A 19,933-nucleotide genomic window follows, 5' to 3' on the forward strand; every position below is an offset into this window, starting at 1 on the left:
CAAACATCTATGTGCTTTACGCGATCATCACAAGACAGTGTGGACATACTAATTATTGCCAAAACGCTCGACAGAGTTCGAAATGTTGGTTTCATATCTAAGTCATGTTTAGTTAATTCAGGTTTTGCAACAACTATGTCCGACAACAAATTATTTTTAGAACTAGATAAGTTGTCGAACTTTTAAAGTTAAGCAGAATCTTTTGGCCCATTTCGTGTTCGCATAGTCAAATCGATTTATAAATAAAAGATATTCGATAAAGTTCAAGTACGATTGATGCCAAGTAGAATGCATCTAGTTTAACAGTAATTACCATAACTAGTCAATTGCTACCCTTACTTTTTCAATTTTATTCCCGTTCTGGTCACTTGATAGAATATGCAAGTAATAGGTTCCCTTCGGTACACCATTGACTGGAATACGAAGCACCCCTATATTATTAATATTTTTTGCTATTTGCTCGTTGGTGAGGGCTTTAATTGAAGCTTGCGATCCTTCGCTATACAGATTAATTTGGTTGGGCATAGCTTTGGAATTTCGAAAATTTTCGATCTTGAGATCAATAAAATCGTTAGCTGGATTAGGAAAAACGGTGTACCGCGCACCGCAGTTATCGACACAAATTGTTACTCCATCAAGTGAAGAGCCACATGCATTTGTCATTTGTATCTGTAAGCCATAACAATCGTTTACATAAGAATTGAAATAACACCTTCCGTTCCCGTAGTCGGTAAGGTATGCATTAGATGCATTTCCGCTAGTCACAGCCCATTGTCGAAAAGTCGGACTACCTGATATTGTTGCAGTAAGCTCTTGAGCAGCTCCGTTACACATAAATGTACTCACTTGCAGTGCTGTGATAGTAGGCTTTCCAACATGTACAGCTCTTGATGTCGGAAAAGGGCCGCATGCTGTATTAACAGTTGCTGTAATTGTGACCGGACCAGATCCATGGACTGTTGCTACCCCAGTAGATGAGTTGATCGTCAGAACCGATGTATTGCTGCTAGACCAGGAAGGACTACCGGTATAAAAAGAACCGGAAAAGGTATAGGTTGCTGTCGATGAGCAAACAGTAGCTGGGCCATTAATGAGATGATTCAACGGTGTTCGTGAGATCGTCACTTGAACCCATTCCTGTTCGCCTGATGTGCTTAGGTATTGAAATTTAAGTAGACCTCCTGATGAGGCATTAGTTGTCAGGTTTGAGCAGTTATTACCGCAATAACTTGAAGTCCATCCCGATGGTAATGTAATACCCGCAAGAATAGTAAGAGGCGAATTTGTTGTGGATGTCCAAGCATTAATTTGAACATTTTGATTTTCACCACATCCAATGTAGGCAGTTTCTCCGCTGTTATAGATTGCTCCATTAATAATAATACCTCTGGCAGCTTGAATCGAAGCAGAAAACGAAAGTGCAAGTAGAAAAAGAAGAGCTTTTTTCATACATATTAAGTTTATATTAGTTAAGAGATTCAATACTTTTAGCTCCAAAGAATATAACACCAATCTCAATCGAAAAGACAGTTTCCTCCCGAAAATGGGAAACCTTAGGAGTGACTTGAAAATTCTTAATCAAAAAACTAGTTTGTAACCCAAAGCCATTTGAATTCAAATGTTCTTTATATGTATCAAGAGATCGATTTGTAAAACTTCGGTGGAAATAGATACCAGGATTGATAGAAAAGGTCTTCCCGATAAGCCACTTATGATATAAACCACTCCCAACCGCCCACGTCTGGTCTTTAATTGCGTCTGTACGCGTATATTTTTTCGTTTGATATTCCGAATAAACACTCAGGCTGAGTGGAATATGATTCTGTTTAATAATTATAAAACTAACCATTGGATTGACAATAAGATGTGTCCCAATGTGGGGACCATTCACATGCGACGCAGACAATGAGAGATCGATTCTGCCGTCAATAGTGTATCCAATAGACAATGCTTTTGAAAATTTATTATCACTTTTAGCTATTTGTCCAGCTAAAAAAGACCCGCTTTGATTTTTGTCTAAAAGGAAATTCTGCGCTATTGCAAATGAATCCATAAACAGAAGTAATACAAGGATCGTAATGATTTTGAACATATTATTATAAATGACAATGTTCATTTTACTAGAACCTGACATAACTCACTTAATGGAAGGAAGGCGAATTTCAGCTTAAGTCAAACAAAGATTGAAGAGGCCCTATTACCCACTAAGATAACGTTGAGAGGTTTCCATAGTTTATGTAGGAATATTATTATATAAATGTAAAATATTGGTTACAAACAGTCAATATTTTATATAAATAATTTGTTAAAATATTTGACTATTTATTTATCGGTTTAGTAGCTGTCGAAACCTTTAGATACGAAAGGGCTCCCAAATGTTGTAAACTGACGACCATTAGGCACATTTTCAGAGAAAAATGCAACTTATTATACTGACTGTGGAGTGGGAAAAAACAGCATTAACCCCAGAAATGGCTCCTGGTGTTTGTATAACACTTTTTATGTTAAGTGACGGAACACAGAACAAGAGGGCTTCTCGACTTTTGACGAAGTTCTTGGTATAGTACAAGGAGATGGGACTTTTTTATGCGCACAGCAACGAAATTGAACTTATTAGTGTCATAGTTGTAAAAAATCAACTCTACGCTATGAGGCTTCTATTCTTATCAGTGTTCTTTTTGACATCCGCGACATGTCATGCTCAATGGAAAACCAGTGTAGGCATTAACATTCCACCTATTATAGCCAAGTCCGCCGAGATCAGTTCGGAATTTAGACATCATCCAGGATATTCATTGAACCTGAATTTAGGCCGTACTTTCAAAACTAGCCATATTGGGTTGATAGATTATAAAGTGTACGATGGGGTTAGCCAGAGACAAACATCAGGGACTTTTCTTAAAGCCGGGGCAAGACTCTATCCCACATCGATTTCGGGAAAACAGAAAAGAAACCATTTTTTCGTAGGTGCATTCTTTGTGTTGTCACAGTACCGGCAGACAGCTTTACAGCGAGAGTTTTCAGATTCGGAGTTTACAGACACTTATACGCCCGTTTCAAGGAAAGGAACAGTCTTATTCCCTGCTGCCACCATTGGATTTCAACATAACTTAACCCGATTTCTTATACTGGATTGGGGGGTCCAAAAATCGTTTGTTCTTCGAGAGAACAATTATCTGGGGAGAAGGGACCGTAATTACCAACCTGGCGCAGGATCTGCTCAATCAGATCCATTTATCGGCTATTTCCAGGGAATTCTCTCATTGAAATACCAGTTTTCCAATTGAGTCCATATTAACTAATAATTCGATTTATAATGTAGTCGCTTAAAACGTCCGATCGGAGCGACAGATCTAAACCATAATGGGGTAGGGGAAACTTATCTTGTGAAGAGCATTTTGCACTCTGAAAAATTGAAAACTTCTCAAATTGTCATCTCACAAATCAACGTCTCATATTTATGTAGCGTCCTAAAAAAAGTTTACAGTTTCGAAGTGAATTTGGTAGTTCACGCCGTTGGCTGACTTTGTGATACAGCTAATGTTTCAAATATGAAGACGTTTAAGCAAGCGATGCACTGTGGTTCGGTGCCATTGCTCACCATCGTTTCGAAACGTCTCAACACCTCGCCGGTTCAACTCGTCGGAGATTCCTCGAACGGTTATAAAACCCTCTGTCTTCAATTTGTTAATGATCGGCTGCATCGTTTCCGCAAACTGATCAGCCGCTTTCGAATTCTTTTTGCTCTCGATTTCCCGGCCGTGTTTACCCAACTGCACACCGCGGCGCTTCGCAGCCTGCAATGCCTCTTTCGTCCGAGTACTAATCTGCTTCCGCTCATGCTCAGCAAATGCTGCTAGTAAATGTATCATTAAGGGATTTGCATGTGGGTTATCGACTGCCAGAAACTCAACCTTGCTCTCCATTAAGTTGGCAATGAAAGCCACATTCCGGCCCAGTCGGTCCAACTTCGCAATGATCAGCATCGCTTTCTCTTTTTTGCACAACGATAAGGCAGCCATTAACTCTGGCCGCTCATTCTTCTTCCCGCTCTCGATTTCAGTAAATTCTGCTGTGACTTGGTAGCCTTGATGTTGTGCGAACAGGTGCACTGCTTCATGCTGCGCTTCCAGGCCCAAGCCACTCTTTCCCTGGCGATCTGTTGATACTCGAAAATAGGCAACGGCTCTTTTCATACGGTTAAAAGTAGTGATTTATTGGCATTTTGTCCACATGTATACGGACGTATGTATGTGGACAAAACAATTCAAGAATTTACCCACGGGGGTGTGCAACTTTCCTAAAAGTCTTTGAATGTGTCTTCTGAGCTTTGAATCGTGGTTGTTCGCATTGTCGAAAATACTTAGCATACCCTACGACTACTTTGCTTGCTGGTTCGGTCAATGGGTGCGCATTGCCTGTCCTACGGATTAAAACAGGCCGGCAGTAATTTCATCTCAGAAGTTTAAACTAAGAAGTCATGGAACCAGAGAGATTGGTAAGCTCAGAAATAATTGAGAATATAGAAGTCAATTTACGTAACCCTTCCCTAAAAGCTAGCCGTATTCACCGGAAGGATTTCAGGATATTCCTTCTTTTTGCTGTATTCGTAATATTAGCAGTTGTTGTAGCAGCTATTTTAATTGCGAAATACCTTGCACCACATATAGAAAGTGTAGCAATCGGCAGAGTATTAATAATGATAGGGAAAAAGTGGTTTGGCAACGCAAGTTCTGGACCATAACCAAAATCATTTAAGTCCACCGTACACTAATAGAAAAATTTCTATTGAATATCTCGCTTAATAGAAAAATTTCCAAGTAGGAGCTTTATATTGCGCAATTAATAGAAAGAATTCCGATGATAAGATTACAGGAAGTACTTTTTGGGTCTTCAAACAAGACAGAATCTGCCAAAATCAGCGCTTTGGAGAAAAAGGGAGTTATCCGTAAAATAGCTCCTCGCATTTATACGTCAAACCTAGAAGAGCAGCCCGAAGTTATTATAAAAAGAAATTGGTTCAGAATACTATCCAACCAATTTCCAGGTGTAATCCTAAGTCATCGTAGCGCATTGGAATTTGTTCCAGCTAATGGTGAGCATATATTTGTGACGTATACCTATACACGTAAGAATCGGTTACCTGGTCTTACAATCCACTTTCAGCAAGGCCCTCCCCGGCAGGAAAATGACAATGTATTTTTTGAAAATTTATACGCTTCGCAGGAAGCACGGGCATTTTTAGAAAATATGCAGGAAACCCGAACTAGAGAGGATCTTTCAAAAACTCTTTCAATCTCAGAAATTGAGGAAAGGCTTGACCTGATTATTAGATCCAGGGGGGAAGATGCTGTCAATGTTATACGAGACAATGCTAGAAGCTTGGCCCCAGCCTTGGGGATGGAAAAAGAATTTATTAAACTTAACAATTTGGTAGGGACGCTTTTGACAACGGGTGATTCTAAAAGTCTTCATTCCCCCATCGCCATAGCACGGTCATTAGGAGATCCTTTTGACCCTACAAGAATTACATTATTCGAAATATTGTATGCAGCTTTGAGCGGCCGAACATTCCCGGCTTATCCTGACAAAAACTTCTCATTAAAAGCTTATAGAAACTTTGGCTTTTTTGAAAGCTATTTCTCAAACTATATCGAAGGGACAGAATTTGCTGTTAATGAAGCTCAGCAGATTATCCAGACTGAAACACCGTTGCCTGAACGCGATGAAGACTCTCACGATATATTGGGCACTTATCAAATCGTTTCAGATCGGCACGAAATGGCGATAACTCCCAGTTCACCCAATGAACTTTTACAACTGTTGCGAAGCAGGCACGCCACATTGCTACGAGCACGACTATCTAAAAAGCCCGGACAGTTCAAGGACAAAAATAATCGGGCTGGCAATACGGAGTTTGTAGACTGGCAGTTGGTGGCCGGTACTTTAAAAAAGGGGTTTGATTGGTATTCGCTACTAGAAGACCCTTTTGCCAAAGCAGCTTACATGATGTTTATGATTAGCGAAGTTCATCCGTTTCTTGACGGAAACGGCAGAATTGCCAGGGTAATGATGAATGCTGAACTTTCTTCAAAAGGGGTTTCCAAGATAATTATTCCTACTGTATATCGTGAAGACTATATGGGCGCGCTGCGAAAACTTACCAGGCAACATGATCCAACTGCCTATATTCGCATGCTTTTGAGAAGCTTCGAATTCAGTTCATACGTTTATGGCGAAGACCAAACAACCATAGAAAATCATTTGATCAGATCTAATGCTTTTCAGGAACCAGAAGTTGCAAAATTAATAATCATACCAAATTAAGACTTTAATCTCCGCGCGAACATTTTACAGTTTATCGTGCTATGTCATAATATTCTGTAATTAGTTTTCACGAACCGCTAACCTGTAATCTTAAAAGCCCGAATTAGCGAAAAATAACCTACAAGGGAATGAAAACCAGATTAGCAGAAATAACCACCGATTAATTTGGCCACTTCCGGCGGTTACATAATGAGTCTTGAATTACCTTGTTCATAGCCAATTCGGTAGAAATAGTGATTTGATGAAAATATTTATCTTTGCATATGAGGAGATGTACAACTTTGTTTTTGGCCGACGACGATGCTGATGATCGCCTACTAATGAAAGAGGCAATCAAAGCCATAGATCCAAGCATCGAAATTGTGGAATCAGAGAATGGGCAGGAACTTCTCACGGTTCTGCAGTCGCAAACAGTATTAGATAGATGTCTTATCATTCTGGACATGAACATGCCGAAAATGAACGGCTTGGAAACTTTATCGAATTTGCGAATCATTCCTCGCTTAGCTTCCTTACCAACAGTTATGCTTTCGACATCTGGGAATCCAGACATGATTGACTTTGCTAAAAAATTAGGTGCCCTCGACTATTATATAAAGCCATCTAACATGGATAGCCTTCTGAATCTGTGTCGTCACTTGATTTCGGAAAAAGCTGGGCATCCTGATGTCTGAATTAGTATGCTTTGACCACCATTAAATCTAGAAGGTATTCAATATCGACAATAGCTGTAAGGCAGCGTTATATACGGAGTGCCAATGCCTTTCGGTAATACATCCAAGTAAGAAATATAATTAACAAAGTGATAGCCGTAAAGATCAGGCTCAAATGATTATTAGTCAATAAAAAGCCGCCCGCTAATGCACCAAACGCGGAACCCGCATCTCGGAAAGTGGCATTGATTGATACTGCGCGCGTCACATCGTCTTGCCCGGCGGATGCCGCGCCAGCTGCTAGTGATGCATTGACATTATAAAACGTGAATACAAGGATCAATCCCGGCATTACCCAGCCGCTTGTTGCCAGCAGCAAACCCATGCAGATCAAGAGAATTGAACCTGAGTAGATGTTAGCAAGCCCATACCGGTCAGCGGACCAACCCGCAAAAGGTGAAATTAAAAGCGAGCAGATCCGTCGGAAAATAAGAAATCCCGCAGCAGCGGCAGTAATTTCAACTGCCGACCAATAGGGATGCGCATTCATTAACAGAGCTCCAATTAAAACCACGAGCATACCTTCCGCTGCAAAAGCCCCTAAGAATGCTAACCGGTTAAAGACGGATGGCAATGATATTTTGAAGTTTAATGGGCAAGCTGGAGGGCTGTCCCTTTCTCTGAGTTTGAATGCGAAGTAAACTCCTGGTGTCGAAAGGAGCGCAATCACTAAAAAGATCCAGCCAGGGCTGATTACTTCAAAAAGCAGCGGCCCAACCAACAATGCTAGTAGTGGGCCTGATTCGATGATGCTTTGGCTCATTCCCAGTGCCAAGCCTTTCTTAGGATAATCCATAGCATAGGTAATTGCCCCAACGCGAAGGACAGAATACGATATGCCCCACAAGACCCTAAGCAGTATTAAAATCGCTATGCCAAAACCTGCACCATAGCCAGCTGTGGCCAATACGGATACCGTTGCCGCAACGATTATAGGTATACGAAAGCCCACAAGACTGAAAACGCGCAAAATAAGTGGGTTAAGCAAAATCCGTGTAAAGCGGTTGATTGACAAGATGGTTCCTATCCAAATGATTGGAACGTGGATGCTGGAAGCATTTATTGGCAGAAAAGAATATAGAAATGCATCACCCATTAAAGCGAAGCTCAAGCTGAAAGACGCATACATGGGCAATTTCATTTCGGCAATATGCTTTCTCATTCTTTCCCAGCCGGTTTATTTAGCCTTTACTTTTGCTGAAGGTTAATATGCTTTTCTGAGATTATCTGCAAAAGCATCAGGAAGAAGGCTCAGCTCTACGGCCTGCGCTGCCTTTTCTACATCATATTTGATTCTTACAAATTCAACCTGAACAGCGTCCTGATCTATTTTACCGGCTGTCTGATCAATCGTGACTAGTACATAACAAGCACGCGCATCGCCATCCTTGGGTTTACCGACAGAACCAGTGTTAATCAGGTGATGAAAATGCTCACTGCTGTTCTTACCAGAATTAATGACGCGGTGATAAGGTTTATGCGAGTGCCCAAAGCATAGGATATCCGCTTTATATTCCCTGACAAGTTCCTGCATGTACTGGTCAGGCAGATCCTGGAAAAGATATTCATTGATGCTCCTTGGGCTTCCATGGACAAGCAGCATGTTCAATGGCTGATCATTAAGCTGAAACTCTATTCGCAAATGCCTGGGAAGTGTTAACAGGTAGTCCCTTTCCTTTCTGCCAACCAGCTTGTAGGCGTACTCACTGCTTTCTTCTTTGCTGCAATCACTCTCGGAAGGCATTATCTTAGAAACTTTCAGATCGTGGTTTCCTGCAATGGTCGCAATGCCATGTTTGCGCACCAAACCAATTACCTGGTTAGGCCATACATTATAGCCAACAAGATCGCCCAGGCAGTAAACCGCATCAGGTTGTTGTTTTTCCAGATCTTCTAACACCGACTCAAAAGCAGGAAGATTGGCATGGATATCAGAGAGTAGTGCTATTTTCATTTCCCCAGACGTAATGATTCTGCATAGGCATTGGGAAGGATGCTGCCTTCTACGGCCTTGGCTGCTGTTTCAACATCGTAGTTAAAACGTATAAACTCTACCGTAATGCTTTCCTTACTTGATGCCAGTGCATCTGCATTAATATGCAGGATTACATAGCCGCCTCTTGGGTCACCATCTTTTGGCTTACCGACAGAACCAATATTGATTGCATGCCGGAAATGATCTGTACCGTCTGGCTGGACTGAGCCCAGGATCCTGTGATAAGGTTTGTGGGTATGCCCGAAAAGCATCACATCTGCGCTGGCCTGTTCCATAATCCGCAGCATGCTTTTTTCATCGCGGTCCTCAAACAAGTATTCATTGATCCGTCGCGGGCTGCCATGCACCAGAAGAACTGATAACGGTTTCTCATTAAGTTGAAATTCCAGACGGATGTGTGCCGGCAAGGTTCTTAAATAAGCCCGCTGCTCGTCTTTGACAATTTCGTTTGTGTAAGCAATCGACACTTTTCCGTTTTCTTTTTCTTCGTCTGTTTTGTAAGCGCAGCCACAATCATCGCTGCTCCTTCCGATGCCAAAATCGTAATTACCGGCAATAGTAGGAATACCACGCTTTCTGATTTCGTCAATAACTTCATTAGGCCAAATGTTATAACCAACCAAATCACCCAGGCAATAAATAGCATCAATGTCTCTGGTTTCAACATCTTTGAAAAACGCATCCAAAGCCGGAAGGTTGGCGTGAATGTCTGAAAAAAGGGCAATTCTCATTTAAAAAGTTGTTAATTGGAAAACTTGTGCTGTTGTTTGAGAGCAAAATTGACCATTAGGATCAATACCGGCACTTCGATTAGTGGGCCGATCACAGCAGCGAATGCAGCTCCTGAATCAATCCCGAATACAGCGATAGCGACCGCGATCCCTAGCTCGAAGTTGTTACCTGCGGCAGTGAAGGCCAGCGATGTTGATTTGGCGTAATCAGCCCCCGCACGTTTGGACAGGTAAAAAGCGGAGAAAAACATAATCGCAAAATAGATCGTAAGCGGCAGCGCAATGCGCAGTACATCAAAAGGGATACTGACAATCAGCTGGCCCTTCAAGCTAAACATGACCACAATCGTAAAGAGCAGGGCAATTAATGTGATCGGGCTGATGGCCGGAAGGAATTTTGTCTCATACCATTCTTTGCTAAACACCTTTGTTAGTACTATCCGGGAAATAATACCTGCCAAAAAAGGAATGCCCAGATAAATGAAAACACTTTGAGCAACTTCGCCGATGGTAATATTCACTTCAAATCCTTTCAAGGTGAAAAGCGGCGGTAATACCGTTACGAAAACATAGGCATACACCGAATAAAACAAGACCTGAAAAATGCTGTTGAAAGCCACTAGTCCTGCTGCATACAAGCGGTCGCCATTGGCGAGGTCATTCCAGACAATGACCATGGCAATGCAGCGGGCAATGCCGATCATGATCAGGCCGGTCATGTACTCGGGCTTATCAGGAAGGAGGATAACGGCCAGGCCAAACATGAGCAGCGGGCCAATGATCCAGTTTTGAAGCAGCGAAAGCCCCAGGATCTTGGTGTTGTTAAACACCTTTGGCAGCTCTGCATAACGCACCTTGGCCAGTGGCGGGTACATCATCAGCACAAGGCCAATGGCCAACGGAACATTCACACCTGATCCTGAATTAAACTGGTTGATGAAATCAGGTGTGCCGGGCAAGAAATAGCCAATTGAAACGCCGATCAGCATGGCTAAGAAGATCCACAGGGTCAGGTAGCGGTCTAAGAAAGAAAGACGTGGGTTATTCATGCGGTTGGATGCTTTAAATCTCTTTTCATAACGATAGCGGATGTTGGGCAAAGGCCGCTAAACTGCCTGGTTTGCTGAATTGGATCTGGAACTTGCTCACGGTTTACGCCCGCAAAATGATAACGGTCAAAATAATGGTCAGCTGTGGTTGTGATAAGATATACCACTTCAATTTTTTGCGTGTCAGCACGTGTCAGAAGCTGCTCGACCAATTTACGGGCAATGCCCTTACCCTGATGATTAGGACGAACTGCAATGGAGCGTAATAGTGCAACTTCTCCATACAGCTCCATTCCAGCGACACCAACAAGTGACCCTTCCTGTCTGGCTAAAAGAAAATGTTCCAAACCAGCAGGCAAGTCATCAGTAAGAAGGTCTGCTTCTTTAAGCAGGCTGATTACGAGTTCTTTGTCTGCAGGCCCTGCTTTATCAATTTGTAGTTTCATAGGTGGTTGTTTTGATTAGCAGCACCCTGAGCCAGGCTTGCAGCTGTCACCATCGGAAGTGACCAGTTCCAATTCCTGTTTAACAGGGGCAGGCGCGCAGCATGAAGCTTCAGCGGGCGACGTGCCGCAGCTTTCGTTTCGGGTAAGTGCCTTGCATTGGGTAAAGTCAGTAACTAGGTTAACAGTGAATGTTTCACCATCGGACGCAAACTCTCCGGGGTACATCTGGCGTGTATCAAACCTGGAATTGCCAAATTCAATTTTAACGGTTGCACTTGGGTTCAGGGGAAGGTATTTTTCAACCAGGTCAACAATTTTCAGCGCTTTGTCAACTTTCATTGAACGGTCTACTTCTTTCTCTGAGGGTTCCCATAGCTGCACGATCACTTCTGTCCAGCTGTTCATTACCCCGCCGCAATCAACTGAAACAATCGGTGCTTGTTTGATCTCGGTAATGTGGTAAGAGCTGTCCACAAACTTGCCTTCCTCATATTGGAATTGCAGGTGCAGATCAGGATTTTGTTTAAGGGCATTTTTGAAATCACCCCAGGTTAATGGATTTGATTGGCTCATAGCTTCTATTGGTTAAATGTATTATTACGATTGATATTTTCAAAAAAATACCCTGCTAATTGCAGCAGGATTCACTAAGGGCAAATGTATCTAGCAACGAACCAAATGTTTGCTGTGCTTCGGCCCACACGACCGGATTTATACAATAGCATACCCTTGGTGGATTGATTTCGCCATGGATGATCCCAATCCTTTTAAGCTCCTTCAAATGCTGGGAAACGGTTGCCTGGGCAAGTTCGAGCTCATCTACCAAATCACCACAAACGCAGGCTTTTCTGGAAATTAGCAGTTGCAGGATCGCAACCCTGGCCGGGTGAGAAAACGCCTTGGCCAGATCCGCGATACGGTTCTGCTGCTCTGTGAATATTTCGGTTTTAGTTACTCCCATGCTGCAAATATAGATAGCATTCAGACAATTGCAATATTACGATTAATATTGCAATTGTCTGATAAATTCTATCGTATCTTTACGATTGACTACAACTTACCTTATAAATATGAGCCTGCTCCATCTTTTACTAATAACCTTTTTTACCACTGCCGCAATCATGCCAGCTAGCAACCCCGACAATAAAAAAGCACTAAATCCCAAGCTGTCTTCCTACATCAACACGATTAAAGACGATATTTCAAAAATTCCGGACGAGCGAAGAGAAGAGCTCGATAAAATCGCCAGCTTTATCCAAAAGCAGGTTAAAGCCGACCAGCCTGTGCAGCTTACCTACATCTGTACCCACAATTCGCGCCGCAGTCATTTCGGCCAAATTTGGGGCGCAACTGCTGCTGCATATTACGGTATCCCTAATGTGAAAACATATTCTGGTGGTACTGAGGCCAGCGCGTTCAATGAGCGGGCGGTTGCTGCTTGCAAGCGGGCCGGTTTTGATGTAACGAAAACATCAGAAGGCAAAAACCCGGTTTATCATGTCAGCTACGGCGCCGGAACTGAACCTTTGAAAGCATTTTCAAAGAAATATGACGATGCCAGCAACCCTCAAAGTAATTTCTGCGCTATCATGACTTGCTCCCAGGCTGATGAAGCGTGCCCTGTGGTGAAAGGAGCAGCTGCCAGGGTTGCCGTTCCTTATGATGACCCAAAAGCCTTTGATGGCAGCGCGCAGGAGACCGCCAAATACGACGAGCGTTGCAAACAGATCGCAACTGAAACACTGTATGTCTTTTCAAAAGTAAAAAGGTAATAAGTATTTCATTACCCTAAATAGGACTGGATGCCGCAAGACTGCGATTTGAGCTAAATTTCCTGGAAACAGGGACTTGAAGGATATTGCTTTGCTCGCCGAGAATTGCATGCGTCATCTGTGAAAGGCAGGCAGGAATCTATGCTAACTCGCTCGCTGATTTTGCCCTTGCCTATGTAGCCACTCAACCAGTTCGTCTGCTCCTTCCCGCTGTGCAGCATCCAGGGGTGATAGATTTTCCCAGTCGGGTATCCAGTTTACATTGGCTCCTTGTTCAAGTAAGAAAGCAGCTGCTGTGTTCTGTCCACCATGACAACAGCCCCAAAAAGCGCGGTCGATCTCTTCCTTTTCGGGTCTTGAATTTTCAGTAAAATAACCCTCTAATCGATCCATTAAGCCAAGGGTAGCGGCATCCGTTAAATTAGTTCGTGCGCCGAGCTCGACAAGCCTGTGTGCAGCTTTCCATTGTCCAAAAGCTCTTGCAGAGTAAGCGGGGTTCCCCCGGCAATGACTGCGCCTTCGGCTTCTATATTGGCTCCGGCATCAATCAAAGCATCAAGCGCCTCGATGTCATTGCTGCTGGCCGCCCAATGCAGGGGAGTTTCAATATGTGGACCGGTGAATTGTGCATTCACGTCGCTTCCGGCTTCAACAAGCGTTTTGATTGTCTGAGCTACATTAGGGAAGTGGCCAGGCCAGTCTGTGGCAACGTGTAGTAACGTACGCGACATGCCACAAGGGTCATTATCACCAAGCCTCGCTTTTGATAACCCAGGATTATCGGCCAGTAATTGTGTAAGTTTTGGTATATCCCCTGTTTGAATAGCGTTGACTACTGCAACGGCAATAGGGTCACGTGTATCAATGTAGTTCATATAGAGGCTTAATTGCAACAGCTTCTTTGCTGTTGAACTGGTGGGCACTTTGCAGTCCCATAAGAACAAAAGACACAGCAGTCGCCGCTTAGAGGCTTCAAGACGAGCTTACAAGAAGTACACTCATAAAAATACATACATGCGTCCGTGGGCATGATTTCTGTCTCTTGATGCCCACAATTCGGGCACGTAATTACAGACTCAAGTATGTCAACCATTTTTATAGTGTTTTTGTGCTTGTCGCTTTATAACCGGTCGCATCGACCGCTTTTTTGATATCAGCAATTGAGGTTTTCTTACTGTCAAATTTGACGGTGGCCGCCCCTTTTGAGTACGAGACATCAACCTGTGAAACGCCTTTCAATTTAGCAACCTCCTTTTTGACGTGATGTTCACAGCTTTCACAAGACATCCCTTTTATGGTTACATAAACCACTTTTTTCGGCCCATCCTGTGCAGGTTGTAAAACTTCCTGTCCCTTCTCTTGGTAAAGCAGATTTGAATAGGACGGAAAGGCAAGCAGTAACAGCGCTATTGCTGTTACCATGCCTAGGAACCCCTTCGTTTGCCAGAAGGAGGTTTTGCTCGGTTCGCACGCACAATCTTTCATTTTATTATTTCTTAATTGATTATACCAGGCCCAACCTAATGCCCCAATCGTCAGGGCAATGCTAAACGGACGAAATGTTTCAAGCCAGACAAGCCCACTGGTTGAACCAGAAGCACCAAATGTCACCGCCAACAGCGGAACCGTGCAACAGAGAGAAGAAGCAAATGCGGTGAAGAGTCCGATCAATCCTGTCGTTTTCATAGTTCAATTTTTAACTTAGACTAACCGCTAGCTCTGACGACTTTTGTAAAGTGGTGAGATGTGCTAAAATCAAATGCAAAATATCTGAGGATTCTTCCCGAAGGGAATAAAACACGGTTTGCCCAACCTTTCTGGCTTGGATCAGTTGTGCATCTTTAAGCTTACGTAAGTGCTGGGAAACGGCAGGAATACTCATACTTAAAATGTCGGATAGATCACAGACACATAGATTGTTCTCTTCTCTCAGAAGATAAATGATTTTTAAACGATTTTCATTTCCTGCTAAATCCATCACCTGGGCCAATCGCCCAAAAAATGGCTGAAAGTCATTTATCTTTTCCGTGTACTGCTGAATTTTTTCTTGATCTTCAAAAACCCGGATACAACTTTGCTGATCTCTCATATACATCAATTAGACAGCTAAGATACAGACTAATTAAGTATTTAAGCAAATGATTAAATACGGTTTTAAGATTTCTTTGCCTTCCTATATGTTGGAACTGCTACAAAGCCTTGCCCACGGCCTTTTCTAAATCATAGGCAACTGTTTTAACCCTATCGGGTTTTAACAACTATGAAATACGGACAATACGCAAAAATGCTCCGCTGTATAACCATAATCAGGTGTTCAACGGAGCATTCATTTATCGAAATGAACAGGCATTTACCTGGTTCCTGATTTTTTTGGCTTGTGTTTTTTCATGTCCATGTCCATCTTACCCATTTTCCCATCCATATCGACCATTTCTCCTTCTTTTAGCGGCTTGTTGGTACCATCCTTCATCATTACGGTGCCATCTTTCATAATCATTGTTCCGTTTTTCAACGTCATATCCTCAGTCATTGCAGTCATCTCACCGCCTTTCATAACCATCATTTTTCCATCGTGCATCATTACACAATCTTTCATAGATGCATGCATCTTGTCCATTTTCTTTTCTTTATCCTGTGCATATACACTAAAGGAAAAAAGAACTGCTACCATTAAGGCAAGTAATTTTTTCATTGTTTTCGGTGGTTAAAATTTATATTGGAATAGTGCTCAATAAGTATGCCAATGATTCTCTACTGATTCTCTACAATCATAATTTATAATACAATGGGCTTTACCAAAATCTGGCCATCACGTTCAAAAACACAAAGTGAGGTCTTTTTATCAGCCATCATGGCAAGTTTGGGATATTGACCCTTACCTATCGAAACGGCTTTTTGCCCATCGGTGGCGCGAAATTGAATAGCCCCATCCTGTTGCCAGGCAATCGCAGGCCCTTTGCCAGTTTGCAAAATTACAGGGGTACGGCCAACTCCCAGTTTTACTTCCGGCTTTTCAGGCTCGGCTACATAGACTTCCAGTTGGCGCCTCCAGACCGTGGTAACTCTCCCATTCTCATCAGCTGCCAAGTCGCCGCCATCCATAGGACAGCCATCAATCATAAAGTCCCCTGTTCCAAGTTTTTGGGCTTTACCAAAATGCTTGCCATTGTCCTTTGAGCTGATCAGGTACATGTTTCGGGCCCCATCGAGCTTATTTCGGAACATAACGTACATACTGCCGTTTTGATCAAAAGAAACGGATGGCTTACAGCAGTCACAAATGCCTTTCTGCTCTCCCTGATAAATTAATTGATTTTTTTCCCAGGTTAATCCGCCATCTTCGGAAAGTGATCCATATAGATTATTGTTGCCCAGCCGCGTATCCAGCCAGACAGTATATACATCGTTGCCCTTACCGGCACCTAGTCCAGAAAGAGCTTCCTTGGCGGTTGTATCCGCATCATTGATTTTCACCGGGGCAGACCATTGATTATCTGAATTGGAAAGTCGCATTGCAAATAAATCACCATGATGGTCACCAACTGTAACAACTGTATAGTCATTTGTTGTTGTGATCTGCGGTCCCCTGCCCATCCCAAGGCCCATTTTGGAAAAGCTGCCTAACTGGGTAGGTTTGGAAAAGGATTTTCCCCCATCATTTGATGATACAAAATACAGGTCCCGCTGATCCCCATTTTTGACTCCATATACAATCCGGACCGTTCCATTTTGATCAATAGCTATTTCTGGCTGACTGCCCATACCTAAATTATATTCAGCATCCGCCCGCCCAGGTTCGGGCAGATCTGTTTGAAAAATCAGAAAGACGGGAAGGGCAATCAAAAGTCCGAGCTTTGCTAAAAATATATTCATGGTTGATATTTGCTTAATTTTTACCTAAATTAGTAAGAACTTACAGGTGATATTGGTTAATGCTTGTCAATCCAAAAATTATGTAAGTCTGACCCACAATTGTATAATGAAGTAAGATAAATATTTTCAAGCTTTGCACTTTGAGTCCATCATGAAAAAGCTTACTGTACTTTTCTTGACCTTTCTATACCTGGGTACTGCAACCGGTGTTACCTTACACCTGCATTACTGCATGGGGGAAGTGGTCAATTTGGAGGTTACAAAAGCAGATCAGGGGCACTGTGAAAATTGTGGGATGGATAAAAACAAGTCCACAAAAAACGGGTGCTGCAAAGACGAGTTTAAAAAAGTAAAGACCGACGATTCCTACAAACTGACAGATAATACGCTCAGTAACCCATTGCTTTCTGTGGCAATGTTAAATAAAGGGGTAACATATGATTTTCTGGCAGCATCTTACCCGAATGTTTTTGGGACGAGCAATCAAAGTAATGCCCCTCCCCGAAGTAAACCAGTCCCGGTTTATATTCTGCACTGCAGTTATCTGATTTAAAATTTCGTGTCCTTTCTGTGCCAGGCAAATCTATTTGCCGGGCTCTTTGTGTTGCACTCCTGTCAGCACTGATTAATCTTTCTTTCAATTTATTAACACACAAAGTCTATGCTACGCATTACCTATGGCGCAGTGCTGCTGCTTGCTATCACCTCATTTTCTGCCTGTCGTAAACATGTTATGGATGATATGCCCATGGAAGAGAATATCGATTATCCCGCTGCTTATGTGGTCAATGGAGAAGATGCCACGGTTTCTGTGATCCGGCTATCGGATCAAAAAGTTTCCGAGACTTTGGATCTGATGACCGGTTCTATGGGAATGGCAATGTGGCCACATCACATCTATCACCTGCAAAGTTTAGGTGAGCATAGGCTGACTGTTGCAGTTCCTGGAATGGATTTGAGCGCTGGCCATGCAGGAGGCATGGAAGGCATGACAGGGAGGGTGCTTGTTTTGGATGCGGTAAAGGGTACTGTTTTGAAAGATCTGGAAGTACCCGTCATGAACCACAACGCAGTATATTCTCCTGATGGCAAAGAGATCTGGACTTCCCAAATGGAAATGGAAGGAAAAGTGCTTGTCTACGACGCAGCTACCTACTCCTTGAAAAATACAATCCCTGTGGGTATGGAGCCCGCAGAAGTGACATTTTCTTCAGATGGTTCCAAGGTCTACGTAGCCAATAGTGGCGATGATAATGTCTCAGTGATCAATCCTTCCAGCAAAGCCGTAACAGCAACGATCTCAGTTGGCGACAACCCGGTCGCTGCATGGATAGGTTACGACAGGAAAATGTATGTGGACAACGAAGAAGGCCAAAGCATCAGTGTCATTGATATTGCAACAGATAAGGTTATTCAGACGATCGCGCTTGGTTTTATGCCGGGCAGTGCCGCACATCTAGCTAAAAAAGAAGAATTATGGGTCACCGATCCGGACAATGGAAAGGTGCATTTCTGGAAATGGGACGGCGCTATGAAAGAATGGATGCATGCCGGGGTCTTTGATACTGCGGCTGGCGCACATGCTGTTGGCTTTACCGCGGATGGCAATACGGCTTACGTAACCAATCAAATGGCACAAAGTGTTTCAGTTATCAATACGCTCAGCCATACCAAGATCAAGGATATCGCTGTGGGCAAAAAGCCGAACGGAATCGTATTGAAGCAATGATCAAATATATTTTAACCATAACTAAATAAAACAATGAAACCATTTAATAAAATATCCGCTCTGCTCTTTGTAGCAATCTTTGCCTTCCCTGCTATGCTGCTTGCCCAATCCAATTACAAGCAGCCGATGAGCATTGCCAGAGACGGTATGATCACTGATGCAGGCGGGGCTACCATCGGCTCAGTTACAAAAGACAAGATTGTAAAGGACTACCAGGGTCATAAAGTGGCATTCGTGGATGGAGAAGGCAATTTGGTTGATGCCCATACCAATAAAAAAATGGGACGGATGGGTAAAGATGGGAAAACCTATTACAATGCAAATGGTGAGATATACCTTACCGTAAAAGACAAAGGTGAAACCTGTGAGATTTACGACGCATCAGGGAAGAAGATCGGGGATGTACATTCCAGTTATAAAGGCATGGCTTGCTCGCTGCATTGTTTTGAAAATGGCCTGGATGCCAACATGAAGAAAAAGCCTGTCTCGACGGCAGCAGCCTATGCCTGCCCAATGCACCCGGAGGTCACTGGAAAAGAAGGGGAAACCTGCTCAAAATGCCATATGAAGCTGGTCAAAAAGTAGGATCTGAGATACATTCATTTTAACAGATATTTCTAATGAAGTCAATTACAAAAGTAGCCCTTCTGCTGACATGCTTGTTGCTGCTGGCTGGTGCATCTTTATTCGCCCACAATGGAAAAAAGCACGGTAAGGCTAAGGTCGACTCGGTCCAGTCGGCTACACCTACACTGCAACACGAGCATGGTGCGCATGATAGCACAGCCATGCAAGCGGCTATGAGCCCGGATAGTGATCATCAGCATGGCCTTGGCGAGTTTCCGACACTGCACCCCTTAGTGGTCCACTTTCCAATCGTTCTTTTGATTGTTGCAGCACTTCTACAATGGGTAGGCCTTTTTTTTTATAAAAAAGAGATCACAACAGTGGCATGGGCACTTTTACTGCTTGGCTTTATCGGCGCTTACGCATCATCGACCTGGTTTCATGCGCATACCGCGCAGCTGGCACCAGCTATTCAAGCTATACTCGAAGAGCATGAGAAGTATGCATCTTACACACAGTGGCTGTCAGGGATAGCCCTGCTGGTACAGTCTGTCAACATATTTTTCCTGAAAAGAAATCTGTGGGTTAACGTTTCTATGGCCATCGTCATGAGTGCAGCCGCATTCTTTGTGGCCTATACCGGTCATCATGGTGCGGAACTGGTCCATAAGCACGGTATTGGGGCAAAAGGCTATTTACTCGAACAACATAATCATTAAATCAGGGCCTG

25 protein-coding genes are annotated in these 19,933 nt (G+C 43.1%); 8 read left to right on the forward strand and 17 right to left on the reverse strand.

Annotated features, from left to right (window positions below; translation table 11 throughout):
- Window positions 1-318: 318 nt before the first annotated feature.
- From FEN17_RS26380 to FEN17_RS26390, 3 genes are all read right to left on the reverse strand, one after another.
- The gene (locus FEN17_RS26380) at window positions 319-1,449 is read right to left on the reverse strand and encodes a T9SS type A sorting domain-containing protein (RefSeq protein ID WP_138368431.1); all 1,131 of its coding nucleotides are present in this window, start codon (window positions 1,447-1,449) and stop codon (window positions 319-321) included.
- 16 nt (window positions 1,450-1,465) lie between these two features.
- Complete coding sequence (locus FEN17_RS26385; protein ID WP_138368432.1) at window positions 1,466-2,053, reverse strand: hypothetical protein; 588 nt, start codon at window positions 2,051-2,053, stop codon at window positions 1,466-1,468.
- A 1,492-nt stretch (window positions 2,054-3,545) separates the two neighbouring features.
- Window positions 3,546-4,196: a recombinase family protein gene (locus FEN17_RS26390; protein WP_138368433.1), complete on the reverse strand. Its 651-nt coding sequence runs from the start codon at window positions 4,194-4,196 to the stop codon at window positions 3,546-3,548.
- A gap of 284 nt (window positions 4,197-4,480) precedes the next feature.
- Here FEN17_RS26390 and FEN17_RS26395 point away from each other — a divergent pair, with 284 nt between their 5' ends.
- The 3 genes from FEN17_RS26395 to FEN17_RS26405 all read left to right on the forward strand — a co-directional run bounded on the left by FEN17_RS26395 (window position 4,481) and on the right by FEN17_RS26405 (window position 7,001).
- Entirely contained in the window at window positions 4,481-4,744 is a 264-nt protein-coding gene (locus tag FEN17_RS26395) for a hypothetical protein (protein WP_138368434.1), read from the forward strand.
- A gap of 116 nt (window positions 4,745-4,860) precedes the next feature.
- Window positions 4,861-6,327 carry a Fic family protein gene (locus FEN17_RS26400; protein ID WP_205748189.1) on the forward strand — a complete coding sequence of 489 codons (1,467 nt, stop codon included), beginning with the start codon at window positions 4,861-4,863 and terminating at the stop codon, window positions 6,325-6,327.
- A 287-nt stretch (window positions 6,328-6,614) separates the two neighbouring features.
- A complete protein-coding gene (locus FEN17_RS26405) occupies window positions 6,615-7,001 on the forward strand; it encodes a response regulator (protein WP_171038008.1) in 387 nt (128 codons plus the stop codon).
- Window positions 7,002-7,068: 67 nt separating this feature from the next.
- Here FEN17_RS26405 and FEN17_RS26410 read toward each other — a convergent pair whose 3' ends face one another.
- The 7 genes from FEN17_RS26410 to FEN17_RS26440 are packed head-to-tail and all read right to left on the reverse strand — an operon-like array spanning window position 7,069 to window position 12,223.
- Window positions 7,069-8,202 carry an MFS transporter gene (locus FEN17_RS26410; RefSeq protein ID WP_138368437.1) on the reverse strand — a complete coding sequence of 378 codons (1,134 nt, stop codon included), beginning with the start codon at window positions 8,200-8,202 and terminating at the stop codon, window positions 7,069-7,071.
- A gap of 42 nt (window positions 8,203-8,244) precedes the next feature.
- Window positions 8,245-8,994 carry a metallophosphoesterase family protein gene (locus FEN17_RS26415; RefSeq protein ID WP_138368438.1) on the reverse strand — a complete coding sequence of 250 codons (750 nt, stop codon included), beginning with the start codon at window positions 8,992-8,994 and terminating at the stop codon, window positions 8,245-8,247.
- Window positions 8,991-9,767: a metallophosphoesterase family protein gene (locus FEN17_RS26420; protein ID WP_138368439.1), complete on the reverse strand. Its 777-nt coding sequence runs from the start codon at window positions 9,765-9,767 to the stop codon at window positions 8,991-8,993. Before FEN17_RS26420 ends, FEN17_RS26415 begins: the two co-directional genes overlap by 4 nt.
- An 11-nt stretch (window positions 9,768-9,778) precedes the next feature.
- Complete coding sequence (gene arsB, locus FEN17_RS26425) at window positions 9,779-10,816, reverse strand: ACR3 family arsenite efflux transporter (protein WP_138368491.1); 1,038 nt, start codon at window positions 10,814-10,816, stop codon at window positions 9,779-9,781.
- Entirely contained in the window at window positions 10,813-11,262 is a 450-nt protein-coding gene (gene arsN2 / locus FEN17_RS26430; RefSeq protein ID WP_138368440.1) for an arsenic resistance N-acetyltransferase ArsN2, read from the reverse strand. Before arsN2 ends, arsB begins: the two co-directional genes overlap by 4 nt.
- Before the next feature lie 15 nt (window positions 11,263-11,277).
- Window positions 11,278-11,835: a DUF6428 family protein gene (locus FEN17_RS26435; RefSeq protein WP_138368441.1), complete on the reverse strand. Its 558-nt coding sequence runs from the start codon at window positions 11,833-11,835 to the stop codon at window positions 11,278-11,280.
- Between the two features lie 55 nt (window positions 11,836-11,890).
- Window positions 11,891-12,223, reverse strand: a complete 333-nt coding sequence (locus FEN17_RS26440; RefSeq protein WP_138368442.1) for an ArsR/SmtB family transcription factor — start codon at window positions 12,221-12,223, stop codon at window positions 11,891-11,893.
- Window positions 12,224-12,332: 109 nt separating this feature from the next.
- Here FEN17_RS26440 and FEN17_RS26445 point away from each other — a divergent pair, with 109 nt between their 5' ends.
- The gene (locus FEN17_RS26445; RefSeq protein WP_138368443.1) at window positions 12,333-13,034 is read left to right on the forward strand and encodes a low molecular weight phosphatase family protein; all 702 of its coding nucleotides are present in this window, start codon (window positions 12,333-12,335) and stop codon (window positions 13,032-13,034) included.
- A 144-nt stretch (window positions 13,035-13,178) separates the two neighbouring features.
- On the opposite strand, the gene FEN17_RS27560 is transcribed toward FEN17_RS26445, so the two are convergent.
- The 7 genes from FEN17_RS27560 to FEN17_RS26475 form a co-directional block, all read right to left on the reverse strand.
- Window positions 13,179-13,427, reverse strand: coding sequence for a hypothetical protein (locus tag FEN17_RS27560; protein WP_205748190.1), 249 nt, complete (start codon window positions 13,425-13,427; stop codon window positions 13,179-13,181).
- 23 nt (window positions 13,428-13,450) lie between these two features.
- Window positions 13,451-13,909 carry an ankyrin repeat domain-containing protein gene (locus FEN17_RS27565; protein ID WP_229209008.1) on the reverse strand — a complete coding sequence of 153 codons (459 nt, stop codon included), beginning with the start codon at window positions 13,907-13,909 and terminating at the stop codon, window positions 13,451-13,453.
- An 8-nt stretch (window positions 13,910-13,917) separates the two neighbouring features.
- Complete coding sequence (locus FEN17_RS27745; RefSeq protein WP_138368444.1) at window positions 13,918-14,127, reverse strand: GDCCVxC domain-containing (seleno)protein; 210 nt, start codon at window positions 14,125-14,127, stop codon at window positions 13,918-13,920.
- A 2-nt stretch (window positions 14,128-14,129) separates the two neighbouring features.
- The gene (gene merTP / locus FEN17_RS26460) at window positions 14,130-14,720 is read right to left on the reverse strand and encodes a mercuric transport protein MerTP (RefSeq protein WP_138368445.1); all 591 of its coding nucleotides are present in this window, start codon (window positions 14,718-14,720) and stop codon (window positions 14,130-14,132) included.
- A gap of 10 nt (window positions 14,721-14,730) precedes the next feature.
- The gene (locus FEN17_RS26465) at window positions 14,731-15,123 is read right to left on the reverse strand and encodes an ArsR/SmtB family transcription factor (protein WP_138368446.1); all 393 of its coding nucleotides are present in this window, start codon (window positions 15,121-15,123) and stop codon (window positions 14,731-14,733) included.
- A 261-nt stretch (window positions 15,124-15,384) separates the two neighbouring features.
- On the reverse strand, window positions 15,385-15,726 hold the full coding sequence (locus FEN17_RS26470; protein ID WP_138368447.1) for a DUF6799 domain-containing protein: 342 nt from the start codon (window positions 15,724-15,726) through the stop codon (window positions 15,385-15,387).
- A gap of 83 nt (window positions 15,727-15,809) precedes the next feature.
- Window positions 15,810-16,907: an exo-alpha-sialidase gene (locus FEN17_RS26475; protein ID WP_138368448.1), complete on the reverse strand. Its 1,098-nt coding sequence runs from the start codon at window positions 16,905-16,907 to the stop codon at window positions 15,810-15,812.
- Window positions 16,908-17,058: 151 nt separating this feature from the next.
- Between FEN17_RS26475 and FEN17_RS26480 the strand changes: the two genes are divergently transcribed.
- From FEN17_RS26480 to FEN17_RS26500, 4 genes are all read left to right on the forward strand, one after another.
- Window positions 17,059-17,460 (forward strand): HYC_CC_PP family protein, encoded by a 402-nt coding sequence (locus tag FEN17_RS26480; RefSeq protein ID WP_138368449.1) that lies wholly within the window; start codon window positions 17,059-17,061, stop codon window positions 17,458-17,460.
- Between the two features lie 108 nt (window positions 17,461-17,568).
- A complete protein-coding gene (locus FEN17_RS26485) occupies window positions 17,569-18,636 on the forward strand; it encodes a YncE family protein (RefSeq protein ID WP_138368450.1) in 1,068 nt (355 codons plus the stop codon).
- 33 nt (window positions 18,637-18,669) lie between these two features.
- Complete coding sequence (locus FEN17_RS26490) at window positions 18,670-19,221, forward strand: heavy metal-binding domain-containing protein (RefSeq protein WP_310589787.1); 552 nt, start codon at window positions 18,670-18,672, stop codon at window positions 19,219-19,221.
- Window positions 19,222-19,256: 35 nt separating this feature from the next.
- Window positions 19,257-19,922 carry a DUF2231 domain-containing protein gene (locus FEN17_RS26500; protein WP_138368451.1) on the forward strand — a complete coding sequence of 222 codons (666 nt, stop codon included), beginning with the start codon at window positions 19,257-19,259 and terminating at the stop codon, window positions 19,920-19,922.
- Window positions 19,923-19,933: the final 11 nt, after the last annotated feature.

This window comes from Dyadobacter luticola, assembly GCF_005860805.1.
GTDB classification, from domain to species: domain Bacteria; phylum Bacteroidota; class Bacteroidia; order Cytophagales; family Spirosomataceae; genus Dyadobacter; species Dyadobacter luticola.

Excerpts from the sequence above, each read along its gene's own strand:
- FEN17_RS26435 (WP_138368441.1), bottom strand. The coding sequence starts at position 11,835 with ATGAGCCAATCAAATCCATTAACCTGGGGTGATTTCAAAAATGCCCTT.
- FEN17_RS26415 (WP_138368438.1), bottom strand. The coding sequence starts at position 8,994 with ATGAAAATAGCACTACTCTCTGATATCCATGCCAATCTTCCTGCTTTT.
- FEN17_RS26480 (WP_138368449.1), top strand. The coding sequence starts at position 17,059 with ATGAAAAAGCTTACTGTACTTTTCTTGACCTTTCTATACCTGGGTACT.
- FEN17_RS26420 (WP_138368439.1), bottom strand. The coding sequence starts at position 9,767 with ATGAGAATTGCCCTTTTTTCAGACATTCACGCCAACCTTCCGGCTTTG.
- merTP (WP_138368445.1), bottom strand. The coding sequence starts at position 14,720 with ATGAAAACGACAGGATTGATCGGACTCTTCACCGCATTTGCTTCTTCT.
- arsB (WP_138368491.1), bottom strand. The coding sequence starts at position 10,816 with ATGAATAACCCACGTCTTTCTTTCTTAGACCGCTACCTGACCCTGTGG.
- FEN17_RS26385 (WP_138368432.1), bottom strand. The coding sequence starts at position 2,053 with ATGGATTCATTTGCAATAGCGCAGAATTTCCTTTTAGACAAAAATCAA.
- FEN17_RS26380 (WP_138368431.1), bottom strand. The coding sequence starts at position 1,449 with ATGAAAAAAGCTCTTCTTTTTCTACTTGCACTTTCGTTTTCTGCTTCG.
- FEN17_RS26440 (WP_138368442.1), bottom strand. The coding sequence starts at position 12,223 with ATGGGAGTAACTAAAACCGAAATATTCACAGAGCAGCAGAACCGTATC.
- FEN17_RS26465 (WP_138368446.1), bottom strand. The coding sequence starts at position 15,123 with ATGAGAGATCAGCAAAGTTGTATCCGGGTTTTTGAAGATCAAGAAAAA.
- FEN17_RS26410 (WP_138368437.1), bottom strand. The coding sequence starts at position 8,202 with ATGAGAAAGCATATTGCCGAAATGAAATTGCCCATGTATGCGTCTTTC.
- FEN17_RS27560 (WP_205748190.1), bottom strand. The coding sequence starts at position 13,427 with ATGGATCGATTAGAGGGTTATTTTACTGAAAATTCAAGACCCGAAAAG.
- FEN17_RS26395 (WP_138368434.1), top strand. The coding sequence starts at position 4,481 with ATGGAACCAGAGAGATTGGTAAGCTCAGAAATAATTGAGAATATAGAA.
- FEN17_RS27565 (WP_229209008.1), bottom strand. The coding sequence starts at position 13,909 with ATGAACTACATTGATACACGTGACCCTATTGCCGTTGCAGTAGTCAAC.
- arsN2 (WP_138368440.1), bottom strand. The coding sequence starts at position 11,262 with ATGAAACTACAAATTGATAAAGCAGGGCCTGCAGACAAAGAACTCGTA.
- FEN17_RS26485 (WP_138368450.1), top strand. The coding sequence starts at position 17,569 with ATGCTACGCATTACCTATGGCGCAGTGCTGCTGCTTGCTATCACCTCA.
- FEN17_RS27745 (WP_138368444.1), bottom strand. The coding sequence starts at position 14,127 with ATGGTTGACATACTTGAGTCTGTAATTACGTGCCCGAATTGTGGGCAT.
- FEN17_RS26445 (WP_138368443.1), top strand. The coding sequence starts at position 12,333 with ATGAGCCTGCTCCATCTTTTACTAATAACCTTTTTTACCACTGCCGCA.
- FEN17_RS26500 (WP_138368451.1), top strand. The coding sequence starts at position 19,257 with ATGAAGTCAATTACAAAAGTAGCCCTTCTGCTGACATGCTTGTTGCTG.
- FEN17_RS26400 (WP_205748189.1), top strand. The coding sequence starts at position 4,861 with ATGATAAGATTACAGGAAGTACTTTTTGGGTCTTCAAACAAGACAGAA.
- FEN17_RS26470 (WP_138368447.1), bottom strand. The coding sequence starts at position 15,726 with ATGAAAAAATTACTTGCCTTAATGGTAGCAGTTCTTTTTTCCTTTAGT.
- FEN17_RS26490 (WP_310589787.1), top strand. The coding sequence starts at position 18,670 with ATGAAACCATTTAATAAAATATCCGCTCTGCTCTTTGTAGCAATCTTT.
- FEN17_RS26390 (WP_138368433.1), bottom strand. The coding sequence starts at position 4,196 with ATGAAAAGAGCCGTTGCCTATTTTCGAGTATCAACAGATCGCCAGGGA.
- FEN17_RS26475 (WP_138368448.1), bottom strand. The coding sequence starts at position 16,907 with ATGAATATATTTTTAGCAAAGCTCGGACTTTTGATTGCCCTTCCCGTC.